This is a genomic window from Streptantibioticus cattleyicolor NRRL 8057 = DSM 46488 (assembly GCF_000240165.1).
GTDB lineage: Bacteria > Actinomycetota > Actinomycetes > Streptomycetales > Streptomycetaceae > Streptantibioticus > Streptantibioticus cattleyicolor.
In genome coordinates this window covers 5,589,759-5,614,615 of sequence record NC_017586.1, presented here as the reverse complement: position 1 = coordinate 5,614,615, position 24,857 = coordinate 5,589,759, and the positions used below count along the sequence as shown (strand labels likewise).

Annotated in this window: 20 protein-coding genes and 2 pseudogenes; 7 read left to right on the top strand and 15 right to left on the bottom strand. The window is 73.0% G+C overall.

What is annotated here, in order from left to right:
* Positions 1–103 precede the first annotated feature (103 nt).
* Complete coding sequence (locus SCATT_RS24575) at positions 104–1,303, top strand: amino acid deaminase/aldolase (protein ID WP_014145901.1); 1,200 nt, start codon at positions 104–106, stop codon at positions 1,301–1,303.
* 4 nt (positions 1,304–1,307) lie between these two features.
* Here the strand turns inward: SCATT_RS24575 and SCATT_RS24570 are convergent, their stop codons facing one another.
* The 3 genes from SCATT_RS24570 to SCATT_RS24560 are packed head-to-tail and all read right to left on the bottom strand — an operon-like array spanning position 1,308 to position 4,855.
* On the bottom strand, positions 1,308–2,099 hold the full coding sequence (locus SCATT_RS24570; RefSeq protein WP_014145900.1) for a 3-oxoacyl-ACP reductase: 792 nt from the start codon (positions 2,097–2,099) through the stop codon (positions 1,308–1,310).
* 3 nt (positions 2,100–2,102) lie between these two features.
* The gene (locus tag SCATT_RS24565) at positions 2,103–3,479 is read right to left on the bottom strand and encodes an aldehyde dehydrogenase family protein (RefSeq protein ID WP_014145899.1); all 1,377 of its coding nucleotides are present in this window, start codon (positions 3,477–3,479) and stop codon (positions 2,103–2,105) included.
* Between the two features lie 8 nt (positions 3,480–3,487).
* Positions 3,488–4,855 carry a glutamine synthetase family protein gene (locus tag SCATT_RS24560; RefSeq protein WP_014145898.1) on the bottom strand — a complete coding sequence of 456 codons (1,368 nt, stop codon included), beginning with the start codon at positions 4,853–4,855 and terminating at the stop codon, positions 3,488–3,490.
* Positions 4,856–4,946: 91 nt separating this feature from the next.
* Between SCATT_RS24560 and SCATT_RS24555 the strand changes: the two genes are divergently transcribed.
* Together SCATT_RS24555 and SCATT_RS24550 are read left to right on the top strand one after the other, a co-directional pair.
* A complete protein-coding gene (locus SCATT_RS24555; protein WP_014145897.1) occupies positions 4,947–5,714 on the top strand; it encodes a FadR/GntR family transcriptional regulator in 768 nt (255 codons plus the stop codon).
* 100 nt (positions 5,715–5,814) lie between these two features.
* Complete coding sequence (locus SCATT_RS24550; protein WP_014145896.1) at positions 5,815–6,546, top strand: gamma-glutamyl-gamma-aminobutyrate hydrolase family protein; 732 nt, start codon at positions 5,815–5,817, stop codon at positions 6,544–6,546.
* Between the two features lie 7 nt (positions 6,547–6,553).
* On the opposite strand, the pseudogene SCATT_RS39750 reads toward SCATT_RS24550, so the two are convergent.
* The 3 genes and pseudogenes from SCATT_RS39750 to SCATT_RS24540 form a co-directional block, all read right to left on the bottom strand.
* Positions 6,554–7,267 (bottom strand): annotated as a pseudogene (locus SCATT_RS39750) (helical backbone metal receptor); the annotation flags it as partial.
* 57 nt (positions 7,268–7,324) lie between these two features.
* The gene (locus SCATT_RS24545) at positions 7,325–9,955 is read right to left on the bottom strand and encodes an ABC transporter permease/substrate binding protein (protein WP_014145895.1); all 2,631 of its coding nucleotides are present in this window, start codon (positions 9,953–9,955) and stop codon (positions 7,325–7,327) included.
* On the bottom strand, positions 9,948–11,252 hold the full coding sequence (locus SCATT_RS24540) for a quaternary amine ABC transporter ATP-binding protein (protein ID WP_014628628.1): 1,305 nt from the start codon (positions 11,250–11,252) through the stop codon (positions 9,948–9,950). Before SCATT_RS24540 ends, SCATT_RS24545 begins: the two co-directional genes overlap by 8 nt.
* Before the next feature lie 163 nt (positions 11,253–11,415).
* Between SCATT_RS24540 and SCATT_RS24535 the strand changes: the two genes are divergently transcribed.
* The 4 genes and pseudogenes from SCATT_RS24535 (at position 11,416) to SCATT_RS24520 (ending at position 15,290) form a co-directional block, all read left to right on the top strand.
* Positions 11,416–12,351, top strand: a complete 936-nt coding sequence (locus tag SCATT_RS24535; protein ID WP_014145893.1) for a 5'-3' exonuclease — start codon at positions 11,416–11,418, stop codon at positions 12,349–12,351.
* 142 nt (positions 12,352–12,493) lie between these two features.
* Positions 12,494–13,342, top strand: a complete 849-nt coding sequence (locus tag SCATT_RS24530; RefSeq protein ID WP_014145892.1) for a siderophore-interacting protein — start codon at positions 12,494–12,496, stop codon at positions 13,340–13,342.
* A 359-nt stretch (positions 13,343–13,701) separates the two neighbouring features.
* Positions 13,702–14,814: pseudogene (locus SCATT_RS24525) on the top strand (LLM class flavin-dependent oxidoreductase).
* Positions 14,811–15,290: a GNAT family N-acetyltransferase gene (locus SCATT_RS24520; RefSeq protein ID WP_014145889.1), complete on the top strand. Its 480-nt coding sequence runs from the start codon at positions 14,811–14,813 to the stop codon at positions 15,288–15,290. The pseudogene SCATT_RS24525 and the gene SCATT_RS24520 overlap by 4 nt, the downstream one beginning before the upstream one ends.
* Before the next feature lie 52 nt (positions 15,291–15,342).
* Here SCATT_RS24520 and SCATT_RS24515 read toward each other — a convergent pair whose 3' ends face one another.
* From SCATT_RS24515 to pafA, 9 genes are all read right to left on the bottom strand, one after another.
* On the bottom strand, positions 15,343–18,186 hold the full coding sequence (locus SCATT_RS24515; protein ID WP_014145888.1) for a DEAD/DEAH box helicase: 2,844 nt from the start codon (positions 18,184–18,186) through the stop codon (positions 15,343–15,345).
* Between the two features lie 89 nt (positions 18,187–18,275).
* Positions 18,276–19,238: a twin-arginine translocase subunit TatC gene (gene tatC / locus SCATT_RS24510; protein WP_014145887.1), complete on the bottom strand. Its 963-nt coding sequence runs from the start codon at positions 19,236–19,238 to the stop codon at positions 18,276–18,278.
* Between the two features lie 149 nt (positions 19,239–19,387).
* Positions 19,388–19,600 (bottom strand): hypothetical protein, encoded by a 213-nt coding sequence (locus SCATT_RS24505; RefSeq protein WP_014145886.1) that lies wholly within the window; start codon positions 19,598–19,600, stop codon positions 19,388–19,390.
* 25 nt (positions 19,601–19,625) lie between these two features.
* The gene (locus SCATT_RS24500) at positions 19,626–19,853 is read right to left on the bottom strand and encodes a hypothetical protein (protein ID WP_014145885.1); all 228 of its coding nucleotides are present in this window, start codon (positions 19,851–19,853) and stop codon (positions 19,626–19,628) included.
* Positions 19,854–19,869: 16 nt separating this feature from the next.
* Positions 19,870–20,820 (bottom strand): helix-turn-helix transcriptional regulator, encoded by a 951-nt coding sequence (locus tag SCATT_RS24495; protein ID WP_014145884.1) that lies wholly within the window; start codon positions 20,818–20,820, stop codon positions 19,870–19,872.
* A gap of 14 nt (positions 20,821–20,834) precedes the next feature.
* The gene (locus tag SCATT_RS24490; protein WP_014145883.1) at positions 20,835–21,824 is read right to left on the bottom strand and encodes a helix-turn-helix transcriptional regulator; all 990 of its coding nucleotides are present in this window, start codon (positions 21,822–21,824) and stop codon (positions 20,835–20,837) included.
* A 183-nt stretch (positions 21,825–22,007) separates the two neighbouring features.
* Entirely contained in the window at positions 22,008–22,379 is a 372-nt protein-coding gene (locus SCATT_RS24485; RefSeq protein WP_014145882.1) for an FKBP-type peptidyl-prolyl cis-trans isomerase, read from the bottom strand.
* Between the two features lie 54 nt (positions 22,380–22,433).
* Positions 22,434–23,354: an FKBP-type peptidyl-prolyl cis-trans isomerase gene (locus SCATT_RS24480; protein ID WP_014145881.1), complete on the bottom strand. Its 921-nt coding sequence runs from the start codon at positions 23,352–23,354 to the stop codon at positions 22,434–22,436.
* 137 nt (positions 23,355–23,491) lie between these two features.
* Positions 23,492–24,853, bottom strand: a complete 1,362-nt coding sequence (gene pafA / locus SCATT_RS24475; protein ID WP_014145880.1) for a Pup--protein ligase — start codon at positions 24,851–24,853, stop codon at positions 23,492–23,494.
* Positions 24,854–24,857: the final 4 nt, after the last annotated feature.

Below are 24,857 nucleotides of genomic sequence, written 5' to 3'. Positions count from 1 at the left end.
CGGCGGATCCCGGTTCCCGGACGTCACTCTACGGGTTCCGGGCGGGCGCGCGTGCCCCGGTTCGGGTCTTGTCGCCCGGCCGCGCAGCGGGCAAGCTGCCCGCATGTCTTCGGCCGCAGACCGGGCCCGCTACGACCGGGCCACCGCACATCTCGACGCGCCGCTCGCCGTGGTGGACCTCGCCGCGTTCGACGCCAACGCCGCGGACCTGGTGCGGCGGGCGGGTGGCAAGCCGGTACGGGTGGCGAGCAAGTCGGTGCGCTGCCGCGCGCTGCTGGAACGGGTGCTGGAACGGGACGGTTTCGCCGGCGTGATGGCGTTCACGCTCGCCGAGTCGCTGTGGCTGGCCCGGGCCGGGTTCGCGGACGTGCTGCTGGCGTACCCGTCGGCCGACCGGGCGGGGTACGCGGAGCTGGCCGGTGACGCCAAGGCGGCGGGCGCGGTGACGGTGATGGTGGACGATCCGGCGCAGCTCGACCTGATCGACGCGGCGCGGGGCGGTGGCGGCGAGGAGATCCGGGTCTGCCTGGAGCTGGACACCAGTTGGCGCCCGCTGGGCGGCAAGCTGCGGGTGGGCCCGCGCCGTTCGCCGCTGTGGGATCCGGCGGCGCTGGCGGAGCTGGCCCGGGCGGTGGCCCGGCGGCCGGGGTTCCGGCTGGTGGGGCTGATGGCGTACGAGGGCCATGTGGCCGGGGTGGGGGACGCGGTGGCCGGGCGGCCGGTGCGTTCCCGGGTGGTGCGGGCGATGCAGGCGGCGGCCTCGCGGGAGCTGGCGGTGCGCCGGGCGGCGGCGGTACGGGCGGTGCGCGAGGTCGTGCCGGAGCTGGAGTTCGTCAACGGCGGCGGCACCGGCAGCGTGGAGCGGACGGCGGCGGAGGCGGCGGTGACCGAGGTGGCCGCGGGGTCGGGGCTGTTCATGCCGCGGCTGTTCGACCACTACACGGCGTTCCGCGGGTCGCCGGCCGCCCTGTTCGCGCTGCCGGTGGTGCGCCACCCCGGGGTGGGTGTGGTGACCGTGCTCGGCGGCGGCTACCCGGCCTCCGGGGTGCCGGGGCGCGACCGGCTGCCGCAGCCGTATCTGCCGCCGGGGCTGCGGTACGACCCGCGGGAGGGCGCCGGCGAGGTGCAGACGCCGCTGCTGGGGTCGGCGGCGGACGATCTGCTCATCGGTGACCGGGTGTGGTTCCGGCACGCCAAGGCGGGCGAACTGTGCGAGCGGTTCGCCGCGTTGCACCTGGTGGACGGCGACCGGGTGGCGGAGACGGTGCCCACCTACCGGGGCGAGGGCCGCACCTTCCTGTGACCCACTACAGCGGGGTGACGTAGGCGCCGGAGATGCCGCCGTCGACCAGGAACTCCGAGCCGGTGATGAACGAGGAGTCGTCGCTGGCGAGGAAGGCGACGGCGGCGGCGATCTCGGAGGCTTCGGCGAACCGGCCGAGCGGGATGTGCACCAGGCGGCGGGCGGCGCGTTCCGGGTCCTTGGCGAAGAGTTCGCGCAGCAGCGGGGTGTCGACCGGCCCGGGGCACAGGGCGTTGACCCGGATGCCCTCGCGGGCGAACTGCACGCCCAGTTCGCGGCTCATGGCGAGCACGCCGCCCTTGGAGGCGGTGTAGGAGATCTGCGAGGTGGCGGCGCCCATCACGGCGACGAAGGAGGCGGTGTTGATGATGGAGCCGCGGCGCTGCCGGCGCATGTAGGGCAGGACGGCCTTGCAGCACAGGTAGACGGAGGTGAGGTTGACCTCCTGGACGCGGCGCCAGGCGTCGATGCCGGTGGTGAGGATGGAGTCGTCGTCGGGGGGTGAGACGCCCGCGTTGTTGAAGGCGATGTCGACCGAGCCGTAGGTGTCGTGGGCGGCCTGGAACATCGCCTCGACCTGGTCGGCGTCGGTGACGTCGGCCTTGACGTAGAGTCCGCCGGTCTCGGCGGCGGCGGCTTTGCCCGCGGTCTCGTCGATGTCGGCGCAGACCACGTTGGCGCCCTCGGAGGCGAGCCGGCGGGCGGTGGCCAGGCCGATGCCGCTGCCGGCGCCGGTGATCACGGCGGTGCGGCCGGGCAGCCGGCGGCAGACGGCCTCGTCGGTGGGGTGGGGCATGGGTCATCCCTCCGTGCTGATGAAGACGTTCTTGGTCTCGGTGAAGGCGGCGAGGGCGCCGGGGCCGAGTTCCCGGCCGAGTCCGGAGTGGCCGAAGCCGCCGAAGGGGGTCCAGTAGCGCACCGCACTGTGGGAGTTGACCGACAGGTTGCCGGCGGTGACCGCGCGGGCGACCCGGACGGCCCGGCCGACGTCGCGGGTCCACAGCGAGCCGGCGAGGCCGTAAGCGGTGGCGTTGGCCAGCCGTACCGCGTCGGCCTCGTCCGCGAACGGGAGGACGACGGCGACCGGGCCGAAGATCTCCTCGGTGGCGGCGGGGGCGTCCTCGGCCACCCCGGTGAGCACGGTGGGCGGGTACCAGAAGCCGGGTCCGGCGGGCGCGGTGCCGCGGATGGCGGCCGGAGCGTCCTCGGGGACGTAGCCGCGTACCCGTTCGCGGTGGGCGGCGGAGATCAGCGGGCCGAGATCGGTGGCCGGGTCGGCGGGGTCGCCCACGGTGACGGACTTCACGTGGGGTTCGAGGAGTTCCAGGAAGCGGTCGTGGACGGATGCCTGCACCAGGATGCGGCTGCGGGCGCAGCAGTCCTGGCCGGTGTTGTCCAGGAACGACATCGGGGCGGTGGCGGCGGCCCGTTCCAGGTCGGCGTCGGCGAAGACGATGTTGGGGGACTTGCCGCCCAGTTCGAGGGTGACGCGTTTGACCCGGGCGGCGCAGCGGGCCATGACCTCCTTGCCGACGGCGGTGGAGCCGGTGAAGACGATCTTGGCGACGCCGGGGTGGTCGACGAGCGCGGTGCCGGTGACCGGTCCGGCGCCGGGGAGCACCTGGAACAGGTCCTCGGGAAGTCCCGCGTCCAGGGCGAGCGCGGCCAGCCGCAGGGCGGTCAGCGGGGTGGTCTCGGCGGGTTTGAGCAGGACGGCGTTGCCGGCCGCGAGCGCCGGCGCGGTGGCCCAGGCGGCGATGGGCATGGGGAAGTTCCAGGGGGCGATGACGCCGACGACGCCGATGGGTTCGTGGAAGGTGACGTCGAGGCCGCCGGGGACGGGGATCTGGGCGCCGGTGAGCCGTTCGACGCCGCCGGCCGCGTAGTCCAGCAGGTCGCGGACGTTGCCCGCCTCCCAGCGGGCGTTGCCGACCGGGTGGCCGGCCTCGCGGACCTCCAACCGGGCCAGTTCTTCGAGGTGTTGGTCGACGGTGGCGGCGAAGCGGCGCAGCAGCCGGGCCCGGTCGGCGGGGGCGGCGGCGGCCCAGTCGCGCTGGGCGCGGGCCGCCCGGGTGACGGCCCGGTCGACCTCGTGGGGGGTGGTGGCGGGGACGGTGGCGATGACGTCCTCGGTGGCCGGGTCGAGCACCTGGTGCTCGGTGGGGTGGTCGGGCACGTGCGTCCTCACATGCGCTCGAAGGATCGGTAGCGTTCCCAGTCGGTGACGGCCGCGTCGAAGGCGTCCTGTTCGACGCGGGCCATGGTGGTGTAGTGGTCGACGACCTCGTCGCCGAAGGCGTCCCGGGCCAGGGCGCTGCCCTGCCACAGGGCGGCGGCCTCGCGCAGCGTGGCGGGTACGTGGTCGGCGTCGCCACGGTAGGCGTTGCCGGTGCAGGCGGGCGGCAGCGGGAGTCGGTGGTCGACGCCGTGCAGCCCGGCCGCGATCATCCCGGCGACGGCGAGGTAGGGGTTGACGTCGCCGCCGGGCACCCGGTTCTCGAAGCGCAGCGAGGGGCCGTGGCCGACGACGCGCAGCGCGCAGGTGCGGTTGTCCGGCCCCCAGGCCACCGCGGTGGGGGCGAAGGAGCCGGGGCGGTAGCGCTTGTAGGAGTTGATGTTGGGGGCGTACAGCAGGGTGAACTCGCGCAGTGCGGCGAGCTGTCCGGCCAGGAAGTGGCGCATCGTGGCGGACATGCCGTGCTCGCCGCCGGGGTCGGCGAGGACGGGTGCGCCGGAGTCGTCGCGGAGCGAGAGGTGGATGTGGCAGGAGTTGCCCTCGCGTTGGTCGTACTTGGCCATGAAGGTGAGCGCCTTGCCTTCCTGGGCGGCGATCTCCTTGGCCCCGGTCTTGTAGATCACGTGCTGGTCGCAGGTGGTCAGCGCGTCGTCGTAGCGGAAGGTGATCTCGTGCTGGCCGAGGTTGCACTCGCCCTTGGCGGACTCCACGGTCATCCCGGCGGCGGCCATCTCGTTGCGGACGCGGCGCAGCAGGGGTTCGACGCGTCCGGTGCCGAGGACGGAGTAGTCGACGTTGTACTGGTTGGCCGGGTGCAGTCCGCGGTAGCCGTCGCGCCAGGCGTCCTCGTAGGTGTCGTTGAAGACGATGAACTCCAGCTCGGTGCCGACCTGGGCGCTCCAGCCGCGTGCGGCGAGGCGGTCGAGCTGGCGGCGCAGGATCTGCCGGGGGGAGGCGGCGACCGGGGTGCCGTCGTGCCAGGCGAGGTCGGCCAGGACCAGGGCGGTGCCGGGGTGCCAGGGGGTGCGGCGGGCGGTGGCGGGGTCGGGGCGCAGGGCGAAGTCGCCGTAGCCGCGTTCCCAGGAGGACATCGCGTAGCCGTCGACGGTGTTCATGTCGGCGTCCACCGCGAGCAGGTAGTTGCACCCCTCGGTGCCGCCGGTGAGGACCTCGTCGAGGAAGAACCGGGCCGCGAAGCGCTTGCCCTGGAGGCGGCCCTGCATGTCGGTGAAGGCCAGGACGACGGTGTCGAGCTCGCCGGATTCCACGAGCCGCCCTAGCTCCGGCGTCGTCAGCGGCGGTGTGCGCTGGGCCACGGGGTGAGCCTCCCTGTCGGTGGGCCGGGGGGCCTAAGGTATGGGCTCGTACCTTTGGTTGGGAAGAGGGCGCGGGAGACGTCGCGGAGGGATGCCGGTGAGCGGGTCGCGGGAGCGGGGGCCCGGCGCGGCCGGACCGGTGGTGCCGGGGCTGCGTCCGGTGCGGGCGGGCAGCGGTTTCGAGGAGGCGCTGGAGCAGATACTCCAGGTGCTGCGGCTGGGCCTGGTGGCCTACGGTGAACGGCTGCCGCCGGAGCGGGAGTTGGCCGAGCGGCTGCGGATCAGCCGGGTGACGCTGCGCGAGGTGCTCAAGGTGCTCCAGGACGAGGGGCTGGTGGAGTCCCGGCGCGGCCGGTACGGCGGCACCTTCGTGCGGTACCGGGCGGGCGGCGTGGACCCCGTGGCCGGCCCCGGCGGCCGGGACGAACTGCGGCGCCGCATCGCCCGGGTGGACCTGGCGGACGTGCTGCGCTTTCGCGAGGTGCTGGAGGTGGGGGCGGCCGAGCAGTGCGCGGCGCGGGAGTTGGCGCGGGGGGAGCGCGAGCGGCTGCGGGAGGCGTTCGCCGCCACCGGTGCCGCGCCGCTGGGCGAGTACCGCCGGCTGGACACCCGGCTCCATCTGACGCTGGCCGAGCTGTCCGGCTCACCGTCCCTGGCCGCCGCCTACGCCTCGGTGCGGGCCCAGGTCAACGACCTGCTGGACGCCATCCCGCTGCTGGTGCGCAACCTGGAGCACTCGCAGGCGCAGCACGCCGCGCTGGTGGACGCCGTGCTGGAGGGGGACGCGGAGGGGGCGCGCGAGGTGATGCGTGAGCACTGCGCGGGGACGGCGGCGTTGCTGCGCGGCTTCCTGAGCTGACCCGGCCGGGGTCTTGCCCGCCGCCGTCCGGCAGGTAAAGGTATGACCGCGATCCATTGCGGAACGTGTCGGCCGGAATCCCGGAGGGAAGGAACGAAGGGTGCCAAGCCCACCGCTGATCGGTGTCACCACCTACGTCGCCGAGGCCCGCTGGGCGGTCTGGCGGTTGCCGGCCGCGCTGCTGCCGACCCTCTATCCCCGGTACGTGCAGGGCGCCGGCGGCCTGGTGGTCATGCTGCCGCCGGACGCCCCGGACGCGGCCGGGGCGGTGGTGGCCCGGCTCGACGGGCTGATCCTGGCCGGCGGCGAGGACCTGGACCCGGCGCTGTACGGCCAGGAACCCCACCCGAGTTGCGGCACGCCGGTGCCGGAGCGGGACGCCTGGGAACTGGCGCTGCTGGCCGCCGCGTTGGAGCGCGAGGTGCCGGTGCTCGGCATCTGCCGGGGCATGCAGCTGATGAACGTGCACGCCGGCGGCACCTTGCTGCAACACCTGCCGGACCGGGTGGGCCACGTCGGGCACAACCCGGTCGCCGGTGTCTTCGACGAGCACCAGGTGACCCCGGTGCCCGGCACCCGTACCGCCCGGCTGGTTGCCGACGGCGCCCTGGTGGCCACCCATCACCACCAGGCCGTCGACCGCCTCGGCCACGGGCTGACCGCCACCGCCCACGCCCCCGACGGCACCGTGGAAGCCCTCGAACACCCCGGCCCCGGCTTCGCCGTGGGGGTCCAGTGGCATCCGGAGCGGGGCGAGGACCACGGCGTGGTGCGGGCGTTGGTGACGGCGGCCGTGGAGTACGCGTCCGCCCGCACCGCCCCGGCCGGCTGACCGTCTTGCGCGCCGCCGCCAGGGCCGCGCCGAGGACCTCGGGGGCCTGCCGCAGCGAGGGGCCGTACCAGGTCAGGTGGCGTCCGCCGACCAGGGCGGCGGGCAGCCCGGGGAAGGCTTCCGGGCCGTCGTCGGCGGTGAAGCGGTAGGGCTCGTCCGGGAGCACCACCAACTCGGCGCCGGACGCGCGCAGTTCGCCGATGCCCGCCTTCGGGTAGCGGTCGGGGTGGCCGGCGTAGAGGTTGTCCACGCCGAGCCGGGCCAGCAGGTCACCGGCGAAGGTGGCGCGGCCCAGCACCATCCAGGGGCGGCGCCAGACGGGGATCACCGCGCGGACGCGGCGGTGCGGGGCGGGCAGGTCGCGCCAGGCCGCCTCGGCCTCGTCCAGCCAGCCGGGGCGGTCCAGGCCGCAGCCTTCGGTGAGCACCCGGTGGAGTTCGGCGAAGCCCTGGTCGAGGGTGCGTACCTCGGTGACGAGGACGGTCAGCCCGGCGGCACGCAGCGCGGCGAGGTCGGCGGGCCGGTTCTCCTCCTCGTTGGCGATCACCAGGTCGGGGGCGAGGGCGGTGATGCGCGCGGTGTCGGGGTTCTTGGTGCCGCCGACGCGCACCACGTCGAGCCCGGCCGGGTGGGTGCACCAGTCGGTGGCGGCGACCAGCAGCCCGGGGGCGGTTACGGCGACCGCCTCGGTGAGCGAGGGCACCAGGGAGACGACGCGCATGGGGCTCCTCCGAAGCGGGTGGCGGCCCCGGACCGCGCGGTCCGGGGCCGGGCGGGGTCACGCCGTGGCGCCGACCGGGGCCATCTCGTCGACGATGCCCGGGTGGGCGTCGATCCACGCCTTGACGGCCTGTTCCTCGTGGCCGGGACCGGCCTCCTGGATCTGCTTCTCCAGGCCGCCGAGCTGCGCCTCGCTCATGTGCCAGTGGCGCAGCCAGCCGTTCAGCTCGGGGAACTTCCGCTCGAAGCCGGTGTGCGCCAGCGCGTGGATCTGGTTGGTGTCACCGAACGCGCCCTTGGGATCGGCGAGTTTGGTCAGCTGATACTTGCTGTACGCCCAGTGCGGCGACCACAGCACCACGGCCACCGGCTCGTGCTTGGCGTAGGAACGGGCCAGCTGGGCGAGCATGCTCGGCGAGCTGCCCTCGGTGACGGTGTACTCCTTGTCGAGTCCGTAGGCGGGCAGCACCTTGGACTTGAGCAGGTTCATCTCCCCCGTGCCGGGTTCGATGCCGATGATCCGGCCGCCGAACTGCGACGCCCTGCCCTTCAGGTCGGCCAGCGAGTGGACGTCCTTGACGTAGGAGGGGACGCTGATCTCCAGCGAGGTGCGGTCGTACCAGGCGCCGAGGTCGGTGAGGTCGTCGTGGTACCGGTCCCAGTACTGCTTCTGGGCGTTGGGCAGCCAGCCGTCGGTCTCCATGTCGATCTGTCCGCCGGCCATGGCGGTGAACATCGCGCCGACGTCGTACTGCTGGACGCGCGGCCGGTAGCCGCGGGCCTGGAGCACGTCCTTCCACAGGTAGGTGGTGGCCACCGACTCGTCCCAGGGGAAGTAGCCGAGGCTGACGGCCTCGCCGGCGTCCTTGCCGTGGGCGGGGGCGGCGCCGGGCACCGGGGCCAGCTCGTCCACCAGGCCGGGGTGCTTGTCCAGCCAGGTGCGCACGCCCTGCTGCTCATGGCCCTGCCCGGCGTCCTGGACGGCGGCCTCCAGGCTGGACAGGTCGGCCTCGCCGAGGTGGAACTTCTTCAGCCAGCCGGCCACCACCGGCTCCTTGGCGGGGAAGCCCTTGGCGGCCAGGGTGTGCAGGCGGTCACCGGTGCCGAACGCGCCCTTGGGGTCGGCGAGTTTGGTCAGCTGGTACTTGCTGTACGCCCAGTGCGGCGACCACAGCACCACGGCCACCGGCTCGTGCTTGGCGTAGGAACGGGCCAGCTGGGCCAGCATGGAGGCGGTGGAGCCGGTGGTGAGCTGGTATTCCTTGTCGAGTCCGTAGGCGGGCAGCACCTTGGACTTGAGCAGGTTCATCTCGCCGGCGCCGGGTTCGATGCCGATGATCCGGCCGCCGAACTGCGACGCCCTGCCCTTCAGGTCGGCCAGCGAGTGGACGTCCTTGACGTAGGAGGGGACGCTGACCTCCAGCGACGTGGGCCCGTACCAGGAGCCCAGGTCGGCGAGGTCCTTGCCGTACCGCTGCCAGTACTGGGCGTGGGTGGTGGGCAGCCAGGAGTCGGTCTCGAAGTCGACGCGGCCGTCGGCCATGCCGGTGTAGAGGGCGCCGACGTCGTAGGTGGCCGCGTCCACGTGGTAGCCGCGGCGTTCCAGGATCTCCTTCCACAGGAAGCTGGTGGCGACGCCCTCGTCCCAGGAGATGTAGCCGAGGTGGATGGTGCGTCCCTTGCCGACGTCGGACCCGGCCGCGGCCTGGGTGCCGCCGGGGCGGTCGGCCAGGTGCATGCCGCCGGCCACCAGGGCGAGGGCGACGACGCCGACCACGGCCACCGCGGTGTGCGGGCGGTAGCGGAAGATCCGGGCGCCGCGGCCGGCGGTGGCGGCGGCCTTGGCGAGGGCGCGGCGGCCCAGCGGGGAGACCTGGCTGCCCAGCGCGCCGGTCATCCGGTCCAGGTACATCGCCAGGATGACCACCGCGATGCCGCCTTCGAAGCCCAGCCCCACGTTGACCTGGCTGATCGCGGTGAAGACCGAGGCGCCCAGACCGCCGCCGCCGACCATGCCGGCGATGACGACCATGGAGAGCGCCAGCATGATCACCTGGTTGATGCCGGCCAGGATGGTGGGGAGCGCCAGCGGCAGCTGGACCCGCAGCAGGGTGTTGCGGGAGGTGGTGCCGAACGCCTCGGCGGCCTCGACGAGTTCGCCGTCGACCTGGCGGATCCCCAGCTCGGTCATGCGCACCCCGGGCGGCATGGCGAAGACGATGGTGGCGATGATGCCGGGGACGGTGCCGACGCCGAAGAAGAAGATGCCGGGGATGAGGTAGACGAAGGCCGGCATGGTCTGCATGAAGTCCAGCACCGGGCGCAGCACCGCGGAGACGCCGGACCTGCGGGCGGCCCAGATGCCCAGCGGCACCGCGAGCACCACGGTGATCACGGTGGCGACCAGCACCAGCGACAGCGTCTGCATGGCCGGACCCCACTGCTCCACCGAGTCCACCAGCGCGAAGCCGGCGAAGGTGAGCACCGCCGCGGTCACCCCGCGCAGCCACAGCGCCAGCACCGCGAGGATGCCGGCCATCAGCAGCGGGGCGGGGGCGGAGAGCACCGCGTCCAGGCCGTTGTACATGGCGGAGACGACGGTGGAGACGGCGTCGAAGAGCCAGGCGAGATGGTGCTGGAGGAAGGCGACGGCGGAGTCGACCCAGTCGCCGAGCGGGAGCCTAGGCACCGGCGGCCTCCTTGCGGGCGGCGGGCGCGGCCGGGGCGGCGGCGTCCGACGGGGCGGCGGGGGCCGGGGCGGTCTTGGCCGCGCGGGCCTGGCGGTGCCGGTCGAGGCTGACCACGGCCTTGGGCTCGTCGCCGAGCGCGGCCAGCAGCGCCTCCCGGGGGACGACCCCGACCAGCCGGTCCTGCTCGTCGGTGACGGCGACCGGCAGGCCGCTGAGCGAGCAGGGGGTGAACAGGTCGGCCAGCGGGGTGTCGGCGTCCACGGTGACCGGTTCGCCGTCCATCAGGTCGCCCACCACCGCCTTGGGCCGGTCGGCGACGGCCGCCACCGCCTCCTCGGTGACCGCGCCCACCAGCCGCCGGCCGCCCTCGACCACGTAGCCGCCGTCGGCGTGGCTGCTGCGCAGCGTGCGCACCGCCGACCCGGCGGAGGTTCCGGGGGCGAGCACGACGCGCGGCTCGGACATGATGGTGCGGGCGGTGAGCACCCGGGAGCGGTCCACGTCCTGGACGAAGGAGGCCACGTAGTCGTCGGCCGGGTCGACCAGGATCTCCTCGGCGGTGCCGATCTGCACGATGCGTCCGTCGCGCATCACGGCGATGCGGTCGCCGAGGCGCATGGCCTCGTTGAGGTCGTGGGTGATGAAGACGATGGTCTTGCGCAGCGTCGCCTGGAGTTCCAGCAGCTGGTCCTGCATGTCGCGGCGGATCAGCGGGTCGAGGGCGCTGAAGGACTCGTCCATCAGCAGCACGTCGGCGTCGGTGGCCAACGCGCGGGCCAGGCCGACGCGTTGCTGCATGCCGCCGGAGAGCTCGTCGGGCCAGGACTTCTCCCAGCCGGCCAGCCCGACCAGGGCGAGCGCCTCGGCGGCCCGCTCCAACCGCTCGGCGCGGCCCACGCCTTGGACCTCCAGCCCGTAGCCGGCGTTCTCCAGCACGCTGCGGTGCGGGAAGAGCGCGAAGTGCTGGAAGACCATGCTGATGTGGTGCGAGCGCACCCGGCGCAGCTCGCGCGGCTCCAGGGCGGTGAGGTCCTGGCCGTCGAAGAGGACGCGTCCGCTGGTGGGTTCGAGGAGACCGTTGAGCATCCGCAGCAACGTGGACTTGCCCGACCCGGAGAGCCCCATCACCACGAAGATCTCGCCCGACCCGACGGTGAACGAGGCGTCGATGACGGCCGCCGTGGTGCCGGCGGCGCGCAGTTCGGCACGGTCCACGCCGGCTCTCAGCGCCGTCACGGCTTCCTCGGGGCGGCGTCCGAACACCTTGAACAGGTGATCGCCTTCCAGGGTTGACACTGTGTACCTCCGGGTCGGTCCGAACGACCCGTCGTACGTCGGGTCAGCTCCGGGCGGGCTGCTGCCCGGGGGCGGACGGACCAAACAGAAGAGTGACCCGGATCACAGTGACATGACCTTGCGAACGGGTACCCGGTCGGGTTCGGCGCACGTCCGGTGCGGCATGATCGGGCGGGTGAGCCGACGCCTGATGCTTCTCGACACCGCGAGCCTGTACTTCCGCGCGTACTACGGCGTGCCCGACTCGGTGCGGGCACCGGACGGCACGCCGGTCAACGCCGTGCGCGGGCTGCTGGACTTCATCGCGCGGCTGGTCGCCGACCACTCCCCCGACGACCTGGTGGCCTGCATGGACGCCGACTGGCGGCCACAGTGGCGGGTGGATCTGATCCCCACCTACAAGGCGCACCGGGTGGCCGAGGAGACCGCCGGCGGCGAGCCGGACGTGGAGGAGGTCCCGGACACCCTCTCGCCGCAGGTGCCGGTGATCGAGCAGGTGCTGGACGCGGTGGGCATCGCCCGTGCCGGGGTGGCCGGTTACGAGGCCGACGACGTGATCGGCACCTTCACCGCCCGCGCGGCCGGCCCGGTCGACATCGTCACCGGCGACCGCGACCTGTTCCAGCTGGTGGACGACGCCCGCGGGGTGCGGGTGCTCTACCCGGTCAAGGGCGTGGGCACGCTCCAGGCCACCGACGAGGTGGTGCTGCGCGCCAAGTACGGGGTGGACGGCCCCGGTTACGCGGTGCTGGCGCTGCTGCGCGGCGACCCCAGCGACGGGCTGCCGGGGGTGGCGGGCATCGGCGAGAAGACGGCGGCCAAGCTGGTGGACTCCTTCGGGGACCTGGCCGGCATCCTCGCCGCGGTCGACGACCCGGCCTCCGCGCTCACCCCGGCCCAGCGCCGCCGGCTGACCGAGGCCCGCCCGTACCTGGCGGTGGCCCCGAAGGTGGTCAAGGTCGCCGACGACGTGCCGCTGCCGCCGGTGGAGACCGCGGTGCCGCGCGCGCCGCGGGACCCGGAGGCGCTGGCGGAGCTGGTGCGGCGGTGGGGGCTGGGCGGCTCGGCGCAACGGCTGCTGGAGGCGCTGGCCGGGTGAGCCGGGGCCCCGCGCGGCGCGGCGTGTCGGGCCCGGGGGTCACGGTTGCCCCGCACCCTTGGTTAGGCTTCCCTAAGTCATAGTGCGATCATTGGTTCGAGGAACACCGTTCAAGGGACATCCGAGGGACAGGGGAACGCCGATGGCGGAGGCTCCGCAGCGCAGGAAACGACATGTCATCCGGGCCCGCGTACTGCGCGTGGAGCGGCTGACCCCGCATCTGGTCCGGGTGGTGCTCGGCGGCCCCGGGCTGGAGGGCTTCACCGCCGGTGAGTACAGCGACCACTACGTCAAGCTGCTCTTCCCGCCGGAGGGGGTGACCTACCCCGAGCCGTTCGACATCGAGCGGATCCGCGCCGAGCTGCCGCGCGAGCAGTGGCCGCGCACCCGCACCTACACCGTCCGGCGGTGGGACGCGGACGCCCGCGAGCTGTGGCTGGACTTCGTGGGCCACGGCGACGAGGGGCTGGCCGGGCCGTGGGCCGCCCGGGTGCGCCCCGGCGAGGAGATCCACTTCATGGGCCCCGGCGGCGCCTACGCCCCCGACCCGGCCGCCGACTGGCATCTGCTCGCCGGTGACGAGAGCGCGCTGCCGGCCATCGCGGCGGCGCTGGAGCGGATCCCGGACGGCGCCCGCGCCGAGGCGTTCGTCGAGGTCGCCGACGCCGCCGAGGAACTGCCGCTGACCGTGCCGGCCGGCACCACCGTGCACTGGCTGCACCGCGACGGCCGGCAGATCGGCGACGCCCTGGTCGAGGCGGTGCGCGCGCTGGAGTTCCCGGCCGGCACCCCGCACGTCTTCGTGCACGGCGAGGCCAACTTCGTCAAGGAACTCCGCCGTTACCTGCGGGTCGAACGCGGCCTGGACCGGGACCGGCTCTCCATCTCCGGCTACTGGCGGCGCGGCGCCGACGAGGACGGCTGGCAGGCGTCGAAGCGGGAGTGGAACGCCCGGATCGAGCAGGAGCAGGAAGGCACACCGGTCGCCTGAGCCCGGTGCCGCGGGCCCGCCGAGGTGGCGGCGGGCCCGTGGGTCTTCCAACGGACGTGTGGCAAAGGCTGGTTGACGCTGTGCGCGGTTCCTGTTCCACTAGGCGTATGCGTCCTCGGCAGCGGCTGGTCACCCGCGGCCACATCGACCTCGGTCGGGTGTGGTCCGCCTCGTGTTGCCGCTGACCTGACGGCCCGGCGCCCCCGCGTATCCGCGCGGTGCGGGCGCCCGCCGCTTCCGGCCGCGCCGCCTCTTGCGTCGCCGCGCGGCTTCCTTGCCCTCCGCTTCGCCGCTCCGGCGTCCCCGTGTCCGGGGCCCGGTGCGCCGTGCCGCGTCCCACGACGAGAAGAGGCCCACCCATGCCCGTCGAATTCCTCGGCATAGCCGCCACCAACGACGGCTCCGAAGTCACCCCGCGTTCCGGTGCCTCCTTCGACAAGGGGTACACGCTGCGGCTGGCCCGGGCCCACGAGGAGTACGGCTGGGACCGGATCCTGTTCGCCTACGGCTCCGGCTCCCCCGACCCGTCCCCGGCCGCCGCGTACGTCGCCGCGCGGACCGACACCATCCAGCTGCTGGTGGCCCACCGGCCCAACGTCTCCTACCCGACCTTCGCCGCCAAGACCTTCGCCACCCTCGACCACATCAGCGACGGTCGCCTCGGGGTCCACTTCATCACCGGCGGCAACGACCACGAACAGCGGCGCGAGGGCGACTTCCACCCCAAGGACGAGCGCTACGCCCGCACCCGCGAGTACATCCGGATCGTCAAGAAGGCGTGGACCTCGCACGAGCCCTTCGACCACGAGGGCGACCACTACCGGTTCCACGACTTCGTCAGCGACACCTTTCCCGTCCAACAGCCGTACCCGCTGGTCTCGTTCGGCGGCTCCTCCCCCGCCGCGTACGCCGCCGGGGGCGCCGAGGCCGACGTCTACTGCCTGTGGGGCGAGCCGCTGGAGCGCACCGCCGAGCAGATCGCCTCGGTGAAGGCGGCGGCGCGGGCCGCCGGACGTACCGACGTCCCCCGCATCTAGGTGGCGTTCCGGCCGATCATCGCGCCCACCGAGGAGCTGGCCTGGGAGAAGGCCCACCGCACCCTGGAACGGATCCGGGCACGCAAGGGGGCCGGGCCGCTCACCCGCCGCCATCCGCTCACCGCCCCGGAGAACGCCGGCTCCCAGCGGCTGCTGGCGGTGGCCGCCGAGGGGGAACGCCACGACCGGGCGCTGTGGACCCCGACCGCCGCCGAGACCGGCGGGGCCGGCAACTCCACCGCCCTGGTCGGCACCCCGGAGACGGTGGCCCAGGCGCTGCTGGACTACTACGACATCGGCGTGGAGATCCTCTCCGCCCGCGGCTACGACCTGCTGGACGACGCGATCGACTTCGGCCGCCACGTCATCCCGATCGTGCGCGAGGAGGTCGCCAAGCGCGACGCGGCGGGCGGGCGCCGGGCGGCTGCCGTATGACGGTGGCACCGCCCTTCCGGCTGCGGCACACCACCATCACCGACCCGGCCGCCCGTCCGCTGCTGGCGGAGCTGGAGTACGAGTACGTCAGCCGCTACGGCCGTTCCGCCGACGGCGAGCTGACGCGTTACCCGGCCGGGCAGTTCACCCCGGACGAGGGCGGGGCCTTCCTGCTGCTGCTCGACGGGGACGAGCCGGTGGCGGGCGGCGCCTTCCGCCGTCACGACGCGGAGACGGCGGAGCTGAAACGCATCTGGACGTCCTCGGCGCACCGGCGGCGCGGGCTCGCCCGCCGGGTGGTGGCGGCGCTGGAGGCGGAGGCGGTGCGGCAGGGGTACCGCAGGGTCTACCTGACCACCGGGCCGCGTCAGCCGGAGGCCAGGGGGCTCTATCTGGCGTGCGGCTACCGCCCGTTGTTCGACCTGGCGGCGGATCCGGAGACGATCGGTCCGCTGCCGTTCGACAAGGCGCTGTGAGACGTCCGGGGCCGGGCCCGCACGGCCCCGGCCCCGGCCGCCTGAACCGGGCTCAGCCCAGCGACGAGTAGGCCACCACACCGCGCAGCAGCTTGTCCACCGCCTTGCGGGCATTGGCACGCACCGGGCTGTCCTGCGGCGCGGCCTCGGCGATCTGGCCGAGCACGTCGATCAGTTGCTTGGTCCAGCGGACGAAGTCGCCGGCCGGCATGTCGGCGTCGCGCAGCACCGCGTCCAGGCCGTGGCCGGAGGCCCAGCGGTGGGCGGCCCAGGCGAAGCCCAGGTCGGGCTCGCGCTGGCCGACGCCCTCGGACTGCTTGATGCGGTGCTCGTCCTCCAGGGCGTCCAGCCGCCCCCAGATGCGGACCATCTCGCCGAGCGCGTGACGGGCGTTGCCGCCGGGCAGCTTGGGCGCCAGCATGTCGTCGGCGGACCGGGACTCGTAGACCAACGCCGAGGCGCAGGCGGCCAGTTCGGCCGGGCCCAGGCCGTTCCAGACGCCTTCCCGCAGGCATTCGCTGGCCAGCAGGTCCAGTTCGCCGTAGAGGCGGGCGAGGCGGCGGCCGTGCTCGGTGACGGTGTCGCCGTCGAGGTAGCCCAGTTCGGTCAGGAGGCCGCAGATCCGGTCGAAGGTGCGGGCGATGGTGTTGGTACGGCCCTCGATGCGGCGCTGGAGCGCCTGGGTGTCGCGCTGGAGCCGCCAGTAGCGTTCGGCCCAGCGGGCGTGGTCCTCGCGCTCGTCGCAGCCGTGGCAGGGATGGGCGCGGATCTCGGTGCGCAGCCGGGCCAGTTCGGCGTCGTCGGCGGCGGCCGAGCGCTGCTTGCGACGGCGCCCCGGGGCGTGGATCCCGGCGGTGCCGGCCTTGGAACGCATCGCGGAGGCGAGGTCGCGGCGGGACTGCGGGCTGCGCGGGTTGAAGCCGCGCGGGATCCGCATCCGCTCCAGCGCCTCCACCGGCACCGGGAAGTCCATCGGCGCCAGCCGCTTGACCTGGCGTTCCGCGGTGAGCACCAGCGGGCGCGGACCGTCCTCGGCCAGGTAACGCTGGTGCGGGCGGCCGGGGCTGCGGCCGGCGGGTATGCCCGGGTCGAGGACGAGGGCGAGGCCGGCGAACTTGCCGGCGGGCACGTGGATGATGTCGCCCGGCTTGAGCTTCTCCAGCGCGTCGGCGGCGGCGGCCCGGTGCTGCGCGGCGCCCTGCCTGGACAGTGCGGACTCGCGGTCCTTCAGCTCCCGGCGCAGCCGCCCGTACTCCTCGAAGTCGCCGAGGTGGCAGGTCATCCCCTCGCGGTAGCCGGCCAGCCCCTCCTCGTTGCGCTGCACCTGGCGGGTGATGCCGACCACCGAACGGTCCGCCTGGAACTGGGCGAAGGAGGTCTCCAGCAGCTCGCGCGAGCGGTGCCGGCCGAACTGACCGACCAGGTTGACCGCCATGTTGTACGACGGCCGGAACGAGGAGCGCAGCGGATAGGTGCGGGTGCCGGCCAGCCCGGCCAGCGCGACCGGGTCGAGGCCGCGCTGCCACAGCACCACCGCGTGGCCCTCGACGTCGATGCCGCGGCGCCCGGCCCTCCCGGTGAGCTGGGTGTACTCGCCCGGGGTGATGTCGGCGTGGGTCTCGCCGTTCCACTTGACGAGCTTCTCCAGCACCACCGAGCGGGCCGGCATGTTGATGCCCAGCGCCAGCGTCTCGGTGGCGAAGACCGCCTTGACCAGGCCGCGGACGAAGAGCTCCTCGACGACCTCCTTGAAGGTGGGGAGCATCCCGGCGTGGTGGGCGGCGATGCCCCGCTCCAGTCCCTCCAGCCACTCGAAGTACCCCAGGACGTGCAGGTCCTCGTCGGCGATGGCGGCGGTGCGCTCCTCGGCGATGGCCCGCACCTTGGCCCGGGCCTCGTCGTCGTTGAGCCGCAGGCCGGCGTGGAGGCACTGCTGCACCGCGGCCTCGCAGCCGGCCCGGCTGAAAATGAAGGTGATCGCCGGCAGCAGCCCCTCGGCGTCCAGCCGCTCGATCACCTCGGGGCGGCCCGGGGTCCAGATCCGGTTGCGCTGCCTGCGTTCGCGCTCCCGGTCGGCCTCGTAGCCGCGGCGGCGGCGGTCCCGGGGGTTGTAGCCGAGCGTGTTCTGGGTGCGGGCCAACCGCAGCAGGTCGGGGTTGACGTCCAGCTTGCCGGGGCGCACGGCGGCGTCCGGGGCGGCCGACTTCTCCTCGAACAGGTCGTACATCCGCCGCCCGGCGAGCACGTGCTGCCACAGCGGCACCGGGCGGTGCTCGGAGACGATCACCTCGGTGTCGCCGCGCACCGTGTCCAGCCAGTCGCCGAACTCCTCGGCGTTGGAGACGGTGGCCGACAGCGAGACCAGGGTCACCGACTCCGGCAGGTGGATGATGACCTCCTCCCAGACCGCGCCGCGGAACCGGTCGGAGAGGTAGTGCACCTCGTCCATGACCACGTAGCCGAGGCCGGAGAGCGCCTGGGAGCCCGCGTACAGCATGTTGCGCAGGACCTCGGTGGTCATCACCACCACCGGGGCATCGGCGTTGACGCTGTTGTCCCCGGTGAGCAGACCGACCTTGCCGGGTCCGTAGCGTTTGACCAGGTCGGCGTATTTCTGGTTGGACAGCGCCTTGATCGGCGTGGTGTAGAAGCACTTGCGGCCGGCGCGCAGCGCGAGGTGGACGGCGAATTCGCCGACGATGGTCTTGCCGGAACCGGTCGGGGCGGCGACCAGTACGCCCTTGCCCGCCTCCATGGCCTGGCACGCCTCGATCTGGAACGGATCCAGTGCGAAGTCGTACAGCTCACGGAAGGTCCCGAGGGCGGTGGCCTGCTCGGCCGCCCGGCGGCGGGCGGCGGCGTAGCGCTCGGCTGGTGAGAGGATCTCGTCCGTCATTGTGCTTACGAGCCTACCGGCCGGGTACGACAGTCGGCGTGATCATTTCCGCCGGGGCCCGGCGGGCGGGCCGGGCCCGGGACGGCGGATCAGGTGGCGTCGTCGAAGCCGTCGCCGCGGGCCCCGGTGGCCGACGGGCCGTCGTCCATGCGGCTGGGCTGCTCGGGCAGCGCGGGGGCGCCCACCGACTCGATCTCCGGCAGCGCCTCGGGCGTCAGGTCGAGCTCGGATGCCTCGTCGGGGTCGAGCTCCTCCCCGGCGCGGCGGGCCCGGCGGCGATCGTTGAAGAGCGCGATGCCGACCGCCAGGAAGAACAGCGCGGTGATCGGCGCGGCCAGCGCGAGCATGGTCAGCGGGTCGCTGCTGGGGGTGGCGATCGCGGCGAAGACGGTGATCCCCATCACCATCCACCGCCACCAGCCGAGCATCCGCCGGCCGGTGAGGATGCCGCCGAAGTTGAGCAGCACCAGCAGCAGCGGCAGTTCGAAGGAGAACCCGAAGACCAGCACCATGCGGGTCAGCAGGTCCAGGTAGCCGTCGAGCGGCACCAGGTTGGTGACGTGGTCCGGGGTGAGGCCGATCAGCGTGTGCGCGGTGGTCGGCAGCAGCAGGTAGGCGAAGCAGGCGCCGCCGATGAAGAGCGGGAAGCCGGCGCCGACGAAGCTGAGCGCGTACTTCTTCTCGTTGCGGTGCAGCCCCGGCGCGAGGAACGCCCACAGCTGGTAGAGCCAGATCGGCGAGGCGATCACCACACCGGACATCAGCCCCACCTTGAGCATGAGGCTGAACGGCCCGAGCAGGCCGTTGATGTTGAGCTGCGCGCAGTGCTGACCGGGCTTGGGCGTGAAGCCCATGCCGACCACGCAGCCGACGGACTCGCGCAGCGGAGCGGTGAGGAAGTTGGTGATCGGCTCGTAGTACGCGAACGAGACACCGGTGATCACCCCCACCGCCAGCAGTGCCTTCAGCAGGCGGTTGCGCAGTTCACGCAGGTGATCCCCGAGCGGCATCCGCCCCTCGGGGTCCTTCGGCTTGCGGGCGGACTTGAGCAACCCACGTCCTCATCTCGTGCGGTAGCCGTCGTCGTCGGCTGCGGTGAGTACCGGCCGACGCGGCCCGCGCCGGTCCGGGGGCAACAGCGATCGTAACGTGCCGTGGGGAACGCCGGGCAATCCCCCGTCGACTGCGCCCCGGCCCCCGGTCACTTCCGGACGCCGCGCGCCACCTCGCCGGCCCGCGCGGCCAGCGGTTCGGTGTGCCGCTGGAACTCCTCGGCGGCCTCGGTCAGCCGCCGCGAGCTCTCCCCGATCCGCCGTGCGAGCCGTTGCACCTCGACGAAGACGCGGACGGCGAGGACACCGAGGACGGCGACGCCGCAGAACGCGACGCCGATGCAGACGAAGACCCAGAGCATGCCGTGAGCTTAGTGCCGCGGGCGGTCAGCCTACGTGGAGCCGCAGGGTGCGCACTCCCCCACCGGTCAGCAGTTGGACGATCCGCTCGCCGGCCGGCTTGCGGACCGCCGAACCGCACTCGGGGCAGGTGAACGAGTAGAACGTGGTGCGCGCGGTGCGCCCGATGGCCAGCCGCAGCGCCGCCGCGGCCAGCTCGAAGCGGCCCCGGCAGTCGGGGCAGGCGGCGCGGAAGAGCACGGGGTGCCGGGTCATCGTCACGGGGCCCTCCTCACCGTTCGCCGTAGGCGGCCAGGGCCTGCTCGGCCGCCCGGCGGGCGCTGTCGGCCAGCTCCTTGGGGACGACGATGCTGCCGTCCGGGCCGAGCCGCAGCGCGAGCCGGCGCAGCGAGCCGGGGTCGGGGGTGCGCAGGGTGATCCGCAGCCCGCCGTCGGGCAGTTCCTCGGCGGTGTCGTGCGGGTAGTACTCGGCCACCCAGCGCCCGCCCGGGCCCACCTCGACGACCACCTCGGGGTCGTCGCCGGCCGGCTGCACCAGCCCGGCGGACAGGTCGCGCGGCTCCAGCCGCGGCGGGTCGGAGGGCTCGTCGAGGAGGCGGATCTCGGCCACCCGGTCCAGGCGGAAGATCCGGCGGTCCTCGGAGAGCCGGCACCAGGCCTCGAAGTAGGTGTGGCCCACCGCGAAGAGCCGGATCGGGTCGACCTCGCGCTCGGTGAGTTCGTCCCGGGCCGGCGAGTAGTAGCGGATCCACAGCCGGCGGCGCTCCGCGATGGCCCGGTCGACGTCGGCGAAGACGGACCCCTCGGACTCGAAGGTGACCGAGAGCCGGGCGCTGGCCCCGGCGGCCTCCCCGGCCGCCGCCTCCAGCTTGGCGCAGGCCCGCTGGAGCGCCTGCCGGTCGCCCTCCCGCAGCCCCGGCAGGGTGGCCACCGCGCGGGCGGCCACCAGCAGCGCGGTGGCCTCGTCGGCGGCGAGCCGCAGCGGCTGGGCGACGTCGTCGACGTTGTGCCACCAGATGCGGTCGCCGTCGGTGTCGATGTCGAGCAGGTCGCCGCCGCGGAAGCTGGTGCCGCACATCGGCAGCACGTTGAGGTCGCCGATGAGGACCTCCTCGGTGACGCCGAAGGCGCGGGCCACCTCGGCGACCCGGGCGCCGGGGCGCTCGCGCAGGTAGGTGACGAGCGAGAGCATCCGCCGGGTCTGGTCGATCGCGTTGGACATGGTCGTCGTTCCCCTCAGCCCTTGGCCACCGCGCGCAGCCGCTCGATCACGTCGGCCCGCAACTCCTGCGGCCCCAGCACGACCACGTCCGGGCCGAACTCCACCAGCCAGGCGTCGAGTCCGTGGCCGTAGGGGATCTCCAGCTCGTCCCAGTCGGCGGCCCACTCCCCGGGCGCGGGCACCGTCTCCACCGCGCGGGCACGCAGCGGGTAGCCGGCGCCGCGGCGCAGCCGGATCCGGGCGGTGCTGGTGGCCCCCTCGCCGGCCCAGGTCTCCACGGTCTGCCGGACGTCCACGTGGTCGGGGACCTCGGCGGTGAAGCCGCCGGAACGGGACCGCACCCGGCCGACGATCCGGCTGAGCCGGAAGACCCGGCGTGCCTTACGGTCCCGGTCCCAGCCAGCCAGGTACCAGTGGCCGCGCCAGCACTCCAGCGCCCACGGCTCGACCTGCCGGGTCTGCGGGCGCACCGCGTTGGCCTTGCGGTACTCGAAGGTGACCGGGCGGCGGTCGCGGGCGGCGAGCATCAGCGGCTCGAAGGCGGGCTCGTGGGCCGGGATGCGCGGCTCGATGACCCCGCCCACGCCGTGCGGGTACCCTGCGTGGCCGGTGTCGTCGGCGGTCTCGAACGGCACCCCGGCGGCCCGCAGCTTCTGCAGCGCGCCGCTGGCCGCGCCGGCCAGCCGGGCCTGCTGCCAGACGCGGGCGGCCAGGCTCAGCGCCGCCGCCTCCTCGGCGTCCAGCGCGATCTCCGGCAGCCGGTTGCGGTCCCGGCGAGCAAGGTAGCCGGTGTCACCGTCGAGGGACTCCACGATCTCGATGACCAGGCCGAGTTCGCGCAGATCGTCCTTGTCGCGCTCGAACATCCGGTTGAAGGCGTCGTCGGAGGTGATCTCCCGGTACGCCTCGACGGAGGAGCGCAGTTCACGCTTGCTGAGCGGGCGGCGGGTGTTCATCAGGCACAGCGCCAGGTTCATCAGCCGCTCGGCCTTGGCAATGGCCACGGGTGCACCCTTCCTGTTCAGCTCTCGACCGATGACCGTACCGCTCGCCGGGCGCCAGGCAAAGCCGTGATCGCCGGGCCGGGGGCGGGGACGCCCCGGCGTGGTGGCGGGATACGGCGACGGCCCCCGCCACCGGCGAGCGGGGGCGGGGGCCGTCGGGCCGTACCGGCGCGTGGGCGCGGGTCAGACGGCGAGCAGGTCGACCACGAAGATCAGCGTCTCGCCACGGCCGATCAGCGGGGACGGGCTCTGGTCGCCGTAGGCGAGGTGGGCCGGGATGACGAGCTTGCGGCGACCGCCGACCTTCATCCCCTGCACACCCTGGTCCCAGCCCTTGATGACCCGGCCCTTGCCGAGCGGGAAGCTGAAGGGGGTGCCGCGGTTCCAGCTGGCGTCGAACTCCTCACCGGTGCTGAAGGCCACGCCCACGTAGTGGACGGTGACCGTCTGGCCGGCCGTGGCCTCCGGGCCGTCGCCGACCCAGATGTCCTCGATCTCCAGGTCCTTCGGCGGCTCGCCGCCCGGGAAGTCGATCTCGGGCTTGTCGATGCTCACAGTGAAATACTCCTCAGTACGTGCTGTGCAACCTGCACAGTCTGGCAGACCCGGTCACAGCGTCCCGAGGATGTCCACCACGAAGACCAGCGGGGCGTTGGCGGGGATGGCCGGCGGGCTGCCCTGGGCGCCGTAGCCCAGCTCCGGGGGGACGACCAGCAGCACCCGGCTGCCGACCTTCTTGCCGGCCAGCCCCTGCGACCACCCCTTGACGACCTGGCCGAGGCCGATGGCGAGCGGCTGGCCGCGGTCGTAGCTGCTGTCGAACTGCTTGCCGCCGTCCCACAGCAGGCCCTTGTAGTTGACCACCACCGTGTCGCTGGCCTTGACGGCCGGGCCGGTGCCCTCGATCACGTAGTTGGAGACCAGGTCCTTGGGGGCCGCGGTGTGCGGGATGTCCACCGAGGGCGCCTTGGCGTCGGTGTTGGTGCCGACCTTGGGCAGCCTGGCGTCGTTCTGCGGCTGGACGGCGCCCTTGGGGCCGGCCGGCACCTTGACGTCCTTGACGATGTCGACCACGAAGACCAGCGTGGAGTTGGCCGGGATGTTCTGGTTGGCCTTATCGCCGTAGCCGAGGCCGGGCGGGACGACGAGTTCGACCCGGCTGCCGGTCTTCTGCCCGACCAGACCCTGGTCCCAGCCCTTGATGACCTGGCCGGCGCCGATCCGGACGCTGAGCGGCTGGCCCTTGTCGAAGCTGGTGTCGAACGGCTGGTCGGAGTCCCAGGTCTGGCCCAGGTAGTTGGCCTGGATGAAGTCGTCCTTGGCGACCGCCGGTCCGTTGCCGGCGCTGAGCGTCTTGACCACCAGGTTCTTCGGCGGGTCGCCCTGGCCCTTGGGGATGGTCGGCTTCTCACCGAACTTGCCGCCGGCGGACGGGGCCGGCGCGGAGGAGTTGGAAGAGCCCTTGTCGTTCCCGCAGGCCGCGGTGAGCAGCAGCAGCGGTACGACGAGGGCGGCGGCGAATCGGCGCACGTATGCCTCAGCTCGTCTATGGATCTTGTCTACGCAATGCGCGCCACTCTACGGCGTGCTGCGGGCCCCGTACGAGCAACGTACGGGGCCCGGGGCACGTTACGGTCCGTCCCCGGACGGACCGGGGCGGGGCCGGCTCACATGCCGGCGATGAGCTTCTCGACCCGGTCGTCGACCGAGCGGAAGGGGTCCTTGCACAACACGGTGCGCTGCGCCTGGTCGTTGAGCTTGAGGTGGACCCAGTCGACGGTGAAGTCCCGGCGCTGCTCCTGGGCGCGGCGGATGAAGTCGCCGCGCAGCCGGGCCCGGGTGGTCTGCGGCGGCACCGACTTGGCCTCGAAGATCTTCACGTCGTTGCAGATCCGCTTGGCCTGCCCCTTGCGCTCCAGCAGGTAGTACAGGCCGCGGCGGCGGTGGATGTCGTGGTAGGCGAGGTCTATCTGCGCGATCCTCGGGTGCGACATGGTGATGTTGTCGCGGCTGCGGTAGCGCTCGATCAGCTGGTACTTCATCACCCAGTCGATCTCGGTGCCGACCGAGCCGAGGTCGCCGGAGGAGACCGCCCGCAGGGTACGTCCCCACAGGTCGAGCACCTGCTCGATGACGCCGGTGCGGATGCCGCGGCGGTCGCAGAAGTCGACCGCCTTGGCGTAGTACTCCTCCTGGATGTCGAGCGCGGAGGCCTCCCGGCCGCTGGCGAGGCGGACCTTGCGGCGTCCCGTTATGTCGTGGCTGACCTCCCGGATGGCCCGGATGGGGTTCTCCAGGGTGAGGTCGCGCATCACGGTGCCCGCCTCGATCATGCGCAGCACCAGGTCGGTGGCGCCGACCTTGAGCAGCATGGTCGTCTCGGACATGTTGGAGTCGCCGACGATGACGTGGAGCCGGCGGTAGCGTTCGGCATCCGCGTGCGGCTCGTCGCGGGTGTTGATGATGGGGCGCGAGCGGGTGGTGGCGGAGCTGACGCCCTCCCAGATGTGCTCGGCGCGCTGGCTCACGCAGAAGACGGCGCCCCGCGGGGTCTGCAACACCTTGCCCGCCCCGCACAGCAGTTGGCGGGTGACGAGGAACGGAATGAGAATGTCGGCGAGCCGGGAGAACTCGCCGTGCCGGGCCACCAGATAGTTCTCGTGGCAGCCGTAGGAATTGCCCGCGGAATCGGTGTTGTTCTTGAACAGATAGACGTCGCCCGCGATCCCTTCCTCGTGGAGCCTGCGTTCGGCGTCGACCAGCAGACCTTCCAGGATGCGCTCACCGGCCTTGTCGTGGGTGACCAGTTCGGTCACGTTGTCGCACTCGGGAGTGGCGTACTCCGGGTGCGAGCCCACGTCCAGGTAGAGCCGGGCACCGTTCTTCAGGAAGACATTGCTGCTGCGCCCCCATGACACGACACGGCGGAAGAGGTACCGCGCCACTTCGTCCGGTGACAGCCGACGCTGTCCCCGGAACGTGCACGTGACGCCGTACTCGTTCTCCAGCCCGAAAATGCGGCGGTCCATGACT

Excerpts from the sequence above, each read along its gene's own strand:
- SCATT_RS24575 (WP_014145901.1), top strand. The coding sequence starts at position 104 with ATGTCTTCGGCCGCAGACCGGGCCCGCTACGACCGGGCCACCGCACAT.
- SCATT_RS24570 (WP_014145900.1), bottom strand. The coding sequence starts at position 2,099 with ATGCCCCACCCCACCGACGAGGCCGTCTGCCGCCGGCTGCCCGGCCGC.
- SCATT_RS24555 (WP_014145897.1), top strand. The coding sequence starts at position 4,947 with ATGCCGGTGAGCGGGTCGCGGGAGCGGGGGCCCGGCGCGGCCGGACCG.
- SCATT_RS24535 (WP_014145893.1), top strand. The coding sequence starts at position 11,416 with ATGATCGGGCGGGTGAGCCGACGCCTGATGCTTCTCGACACCGCGAGC.
- SCATT_RS24530 (WP_014145892.1), top strand. The coding sequence starts at position 12,494 with ATGGCGGAGGCTCCGCAGCGCAGGAAACGACATGTCATCCGGGCCCGC.
- SCATT_RS24520 (WP_014145889.1), top strand. The coding sequence starts at position 14,811 with ATGACGGTGGCACCGCCCTTCCGGCTGCGGCACACCACCATCACCGAC.
- SCATT_RS24515 (WP_014145888.1), bottom strand. The coding sequence starts at position 18,186 with ATGACGGACGAGATCCTCTCACCAGCCGAGCGCTACGCCGCCGCCCGC.
- SCATT_RS24505 (WP_014145886.1), bottom strand. The coding sequence starts at position 19,600 with ATGCTCTGGGTCTTCGTCTGCATCGGCGTCGCGTTCTGCGGCGTCGCC.
- SCATT_RS24500 (WP_014145885.1), bottom strand. The coding sequence starts at position 19,853 with ATGACCCGGCACCCCGTGCTCTTCCGCGCCGCCTGCCCCGACTGCCGG.
- SCATT_RS24495 (WP_014145884.1), bottom strand. The coding sequence starts at position 20,820 with ATGTCCAACGCGATCGACCAGACCCGGCGGATGCTCTCGCTCGTCACC.
- pafA (WP_014145880.1), bottom strand. The coding sequence starts at position 24,853 with ATGGACCGCCGCATTTTCGGGCTGGAGAACGAGTACGGCGTCACGTGC.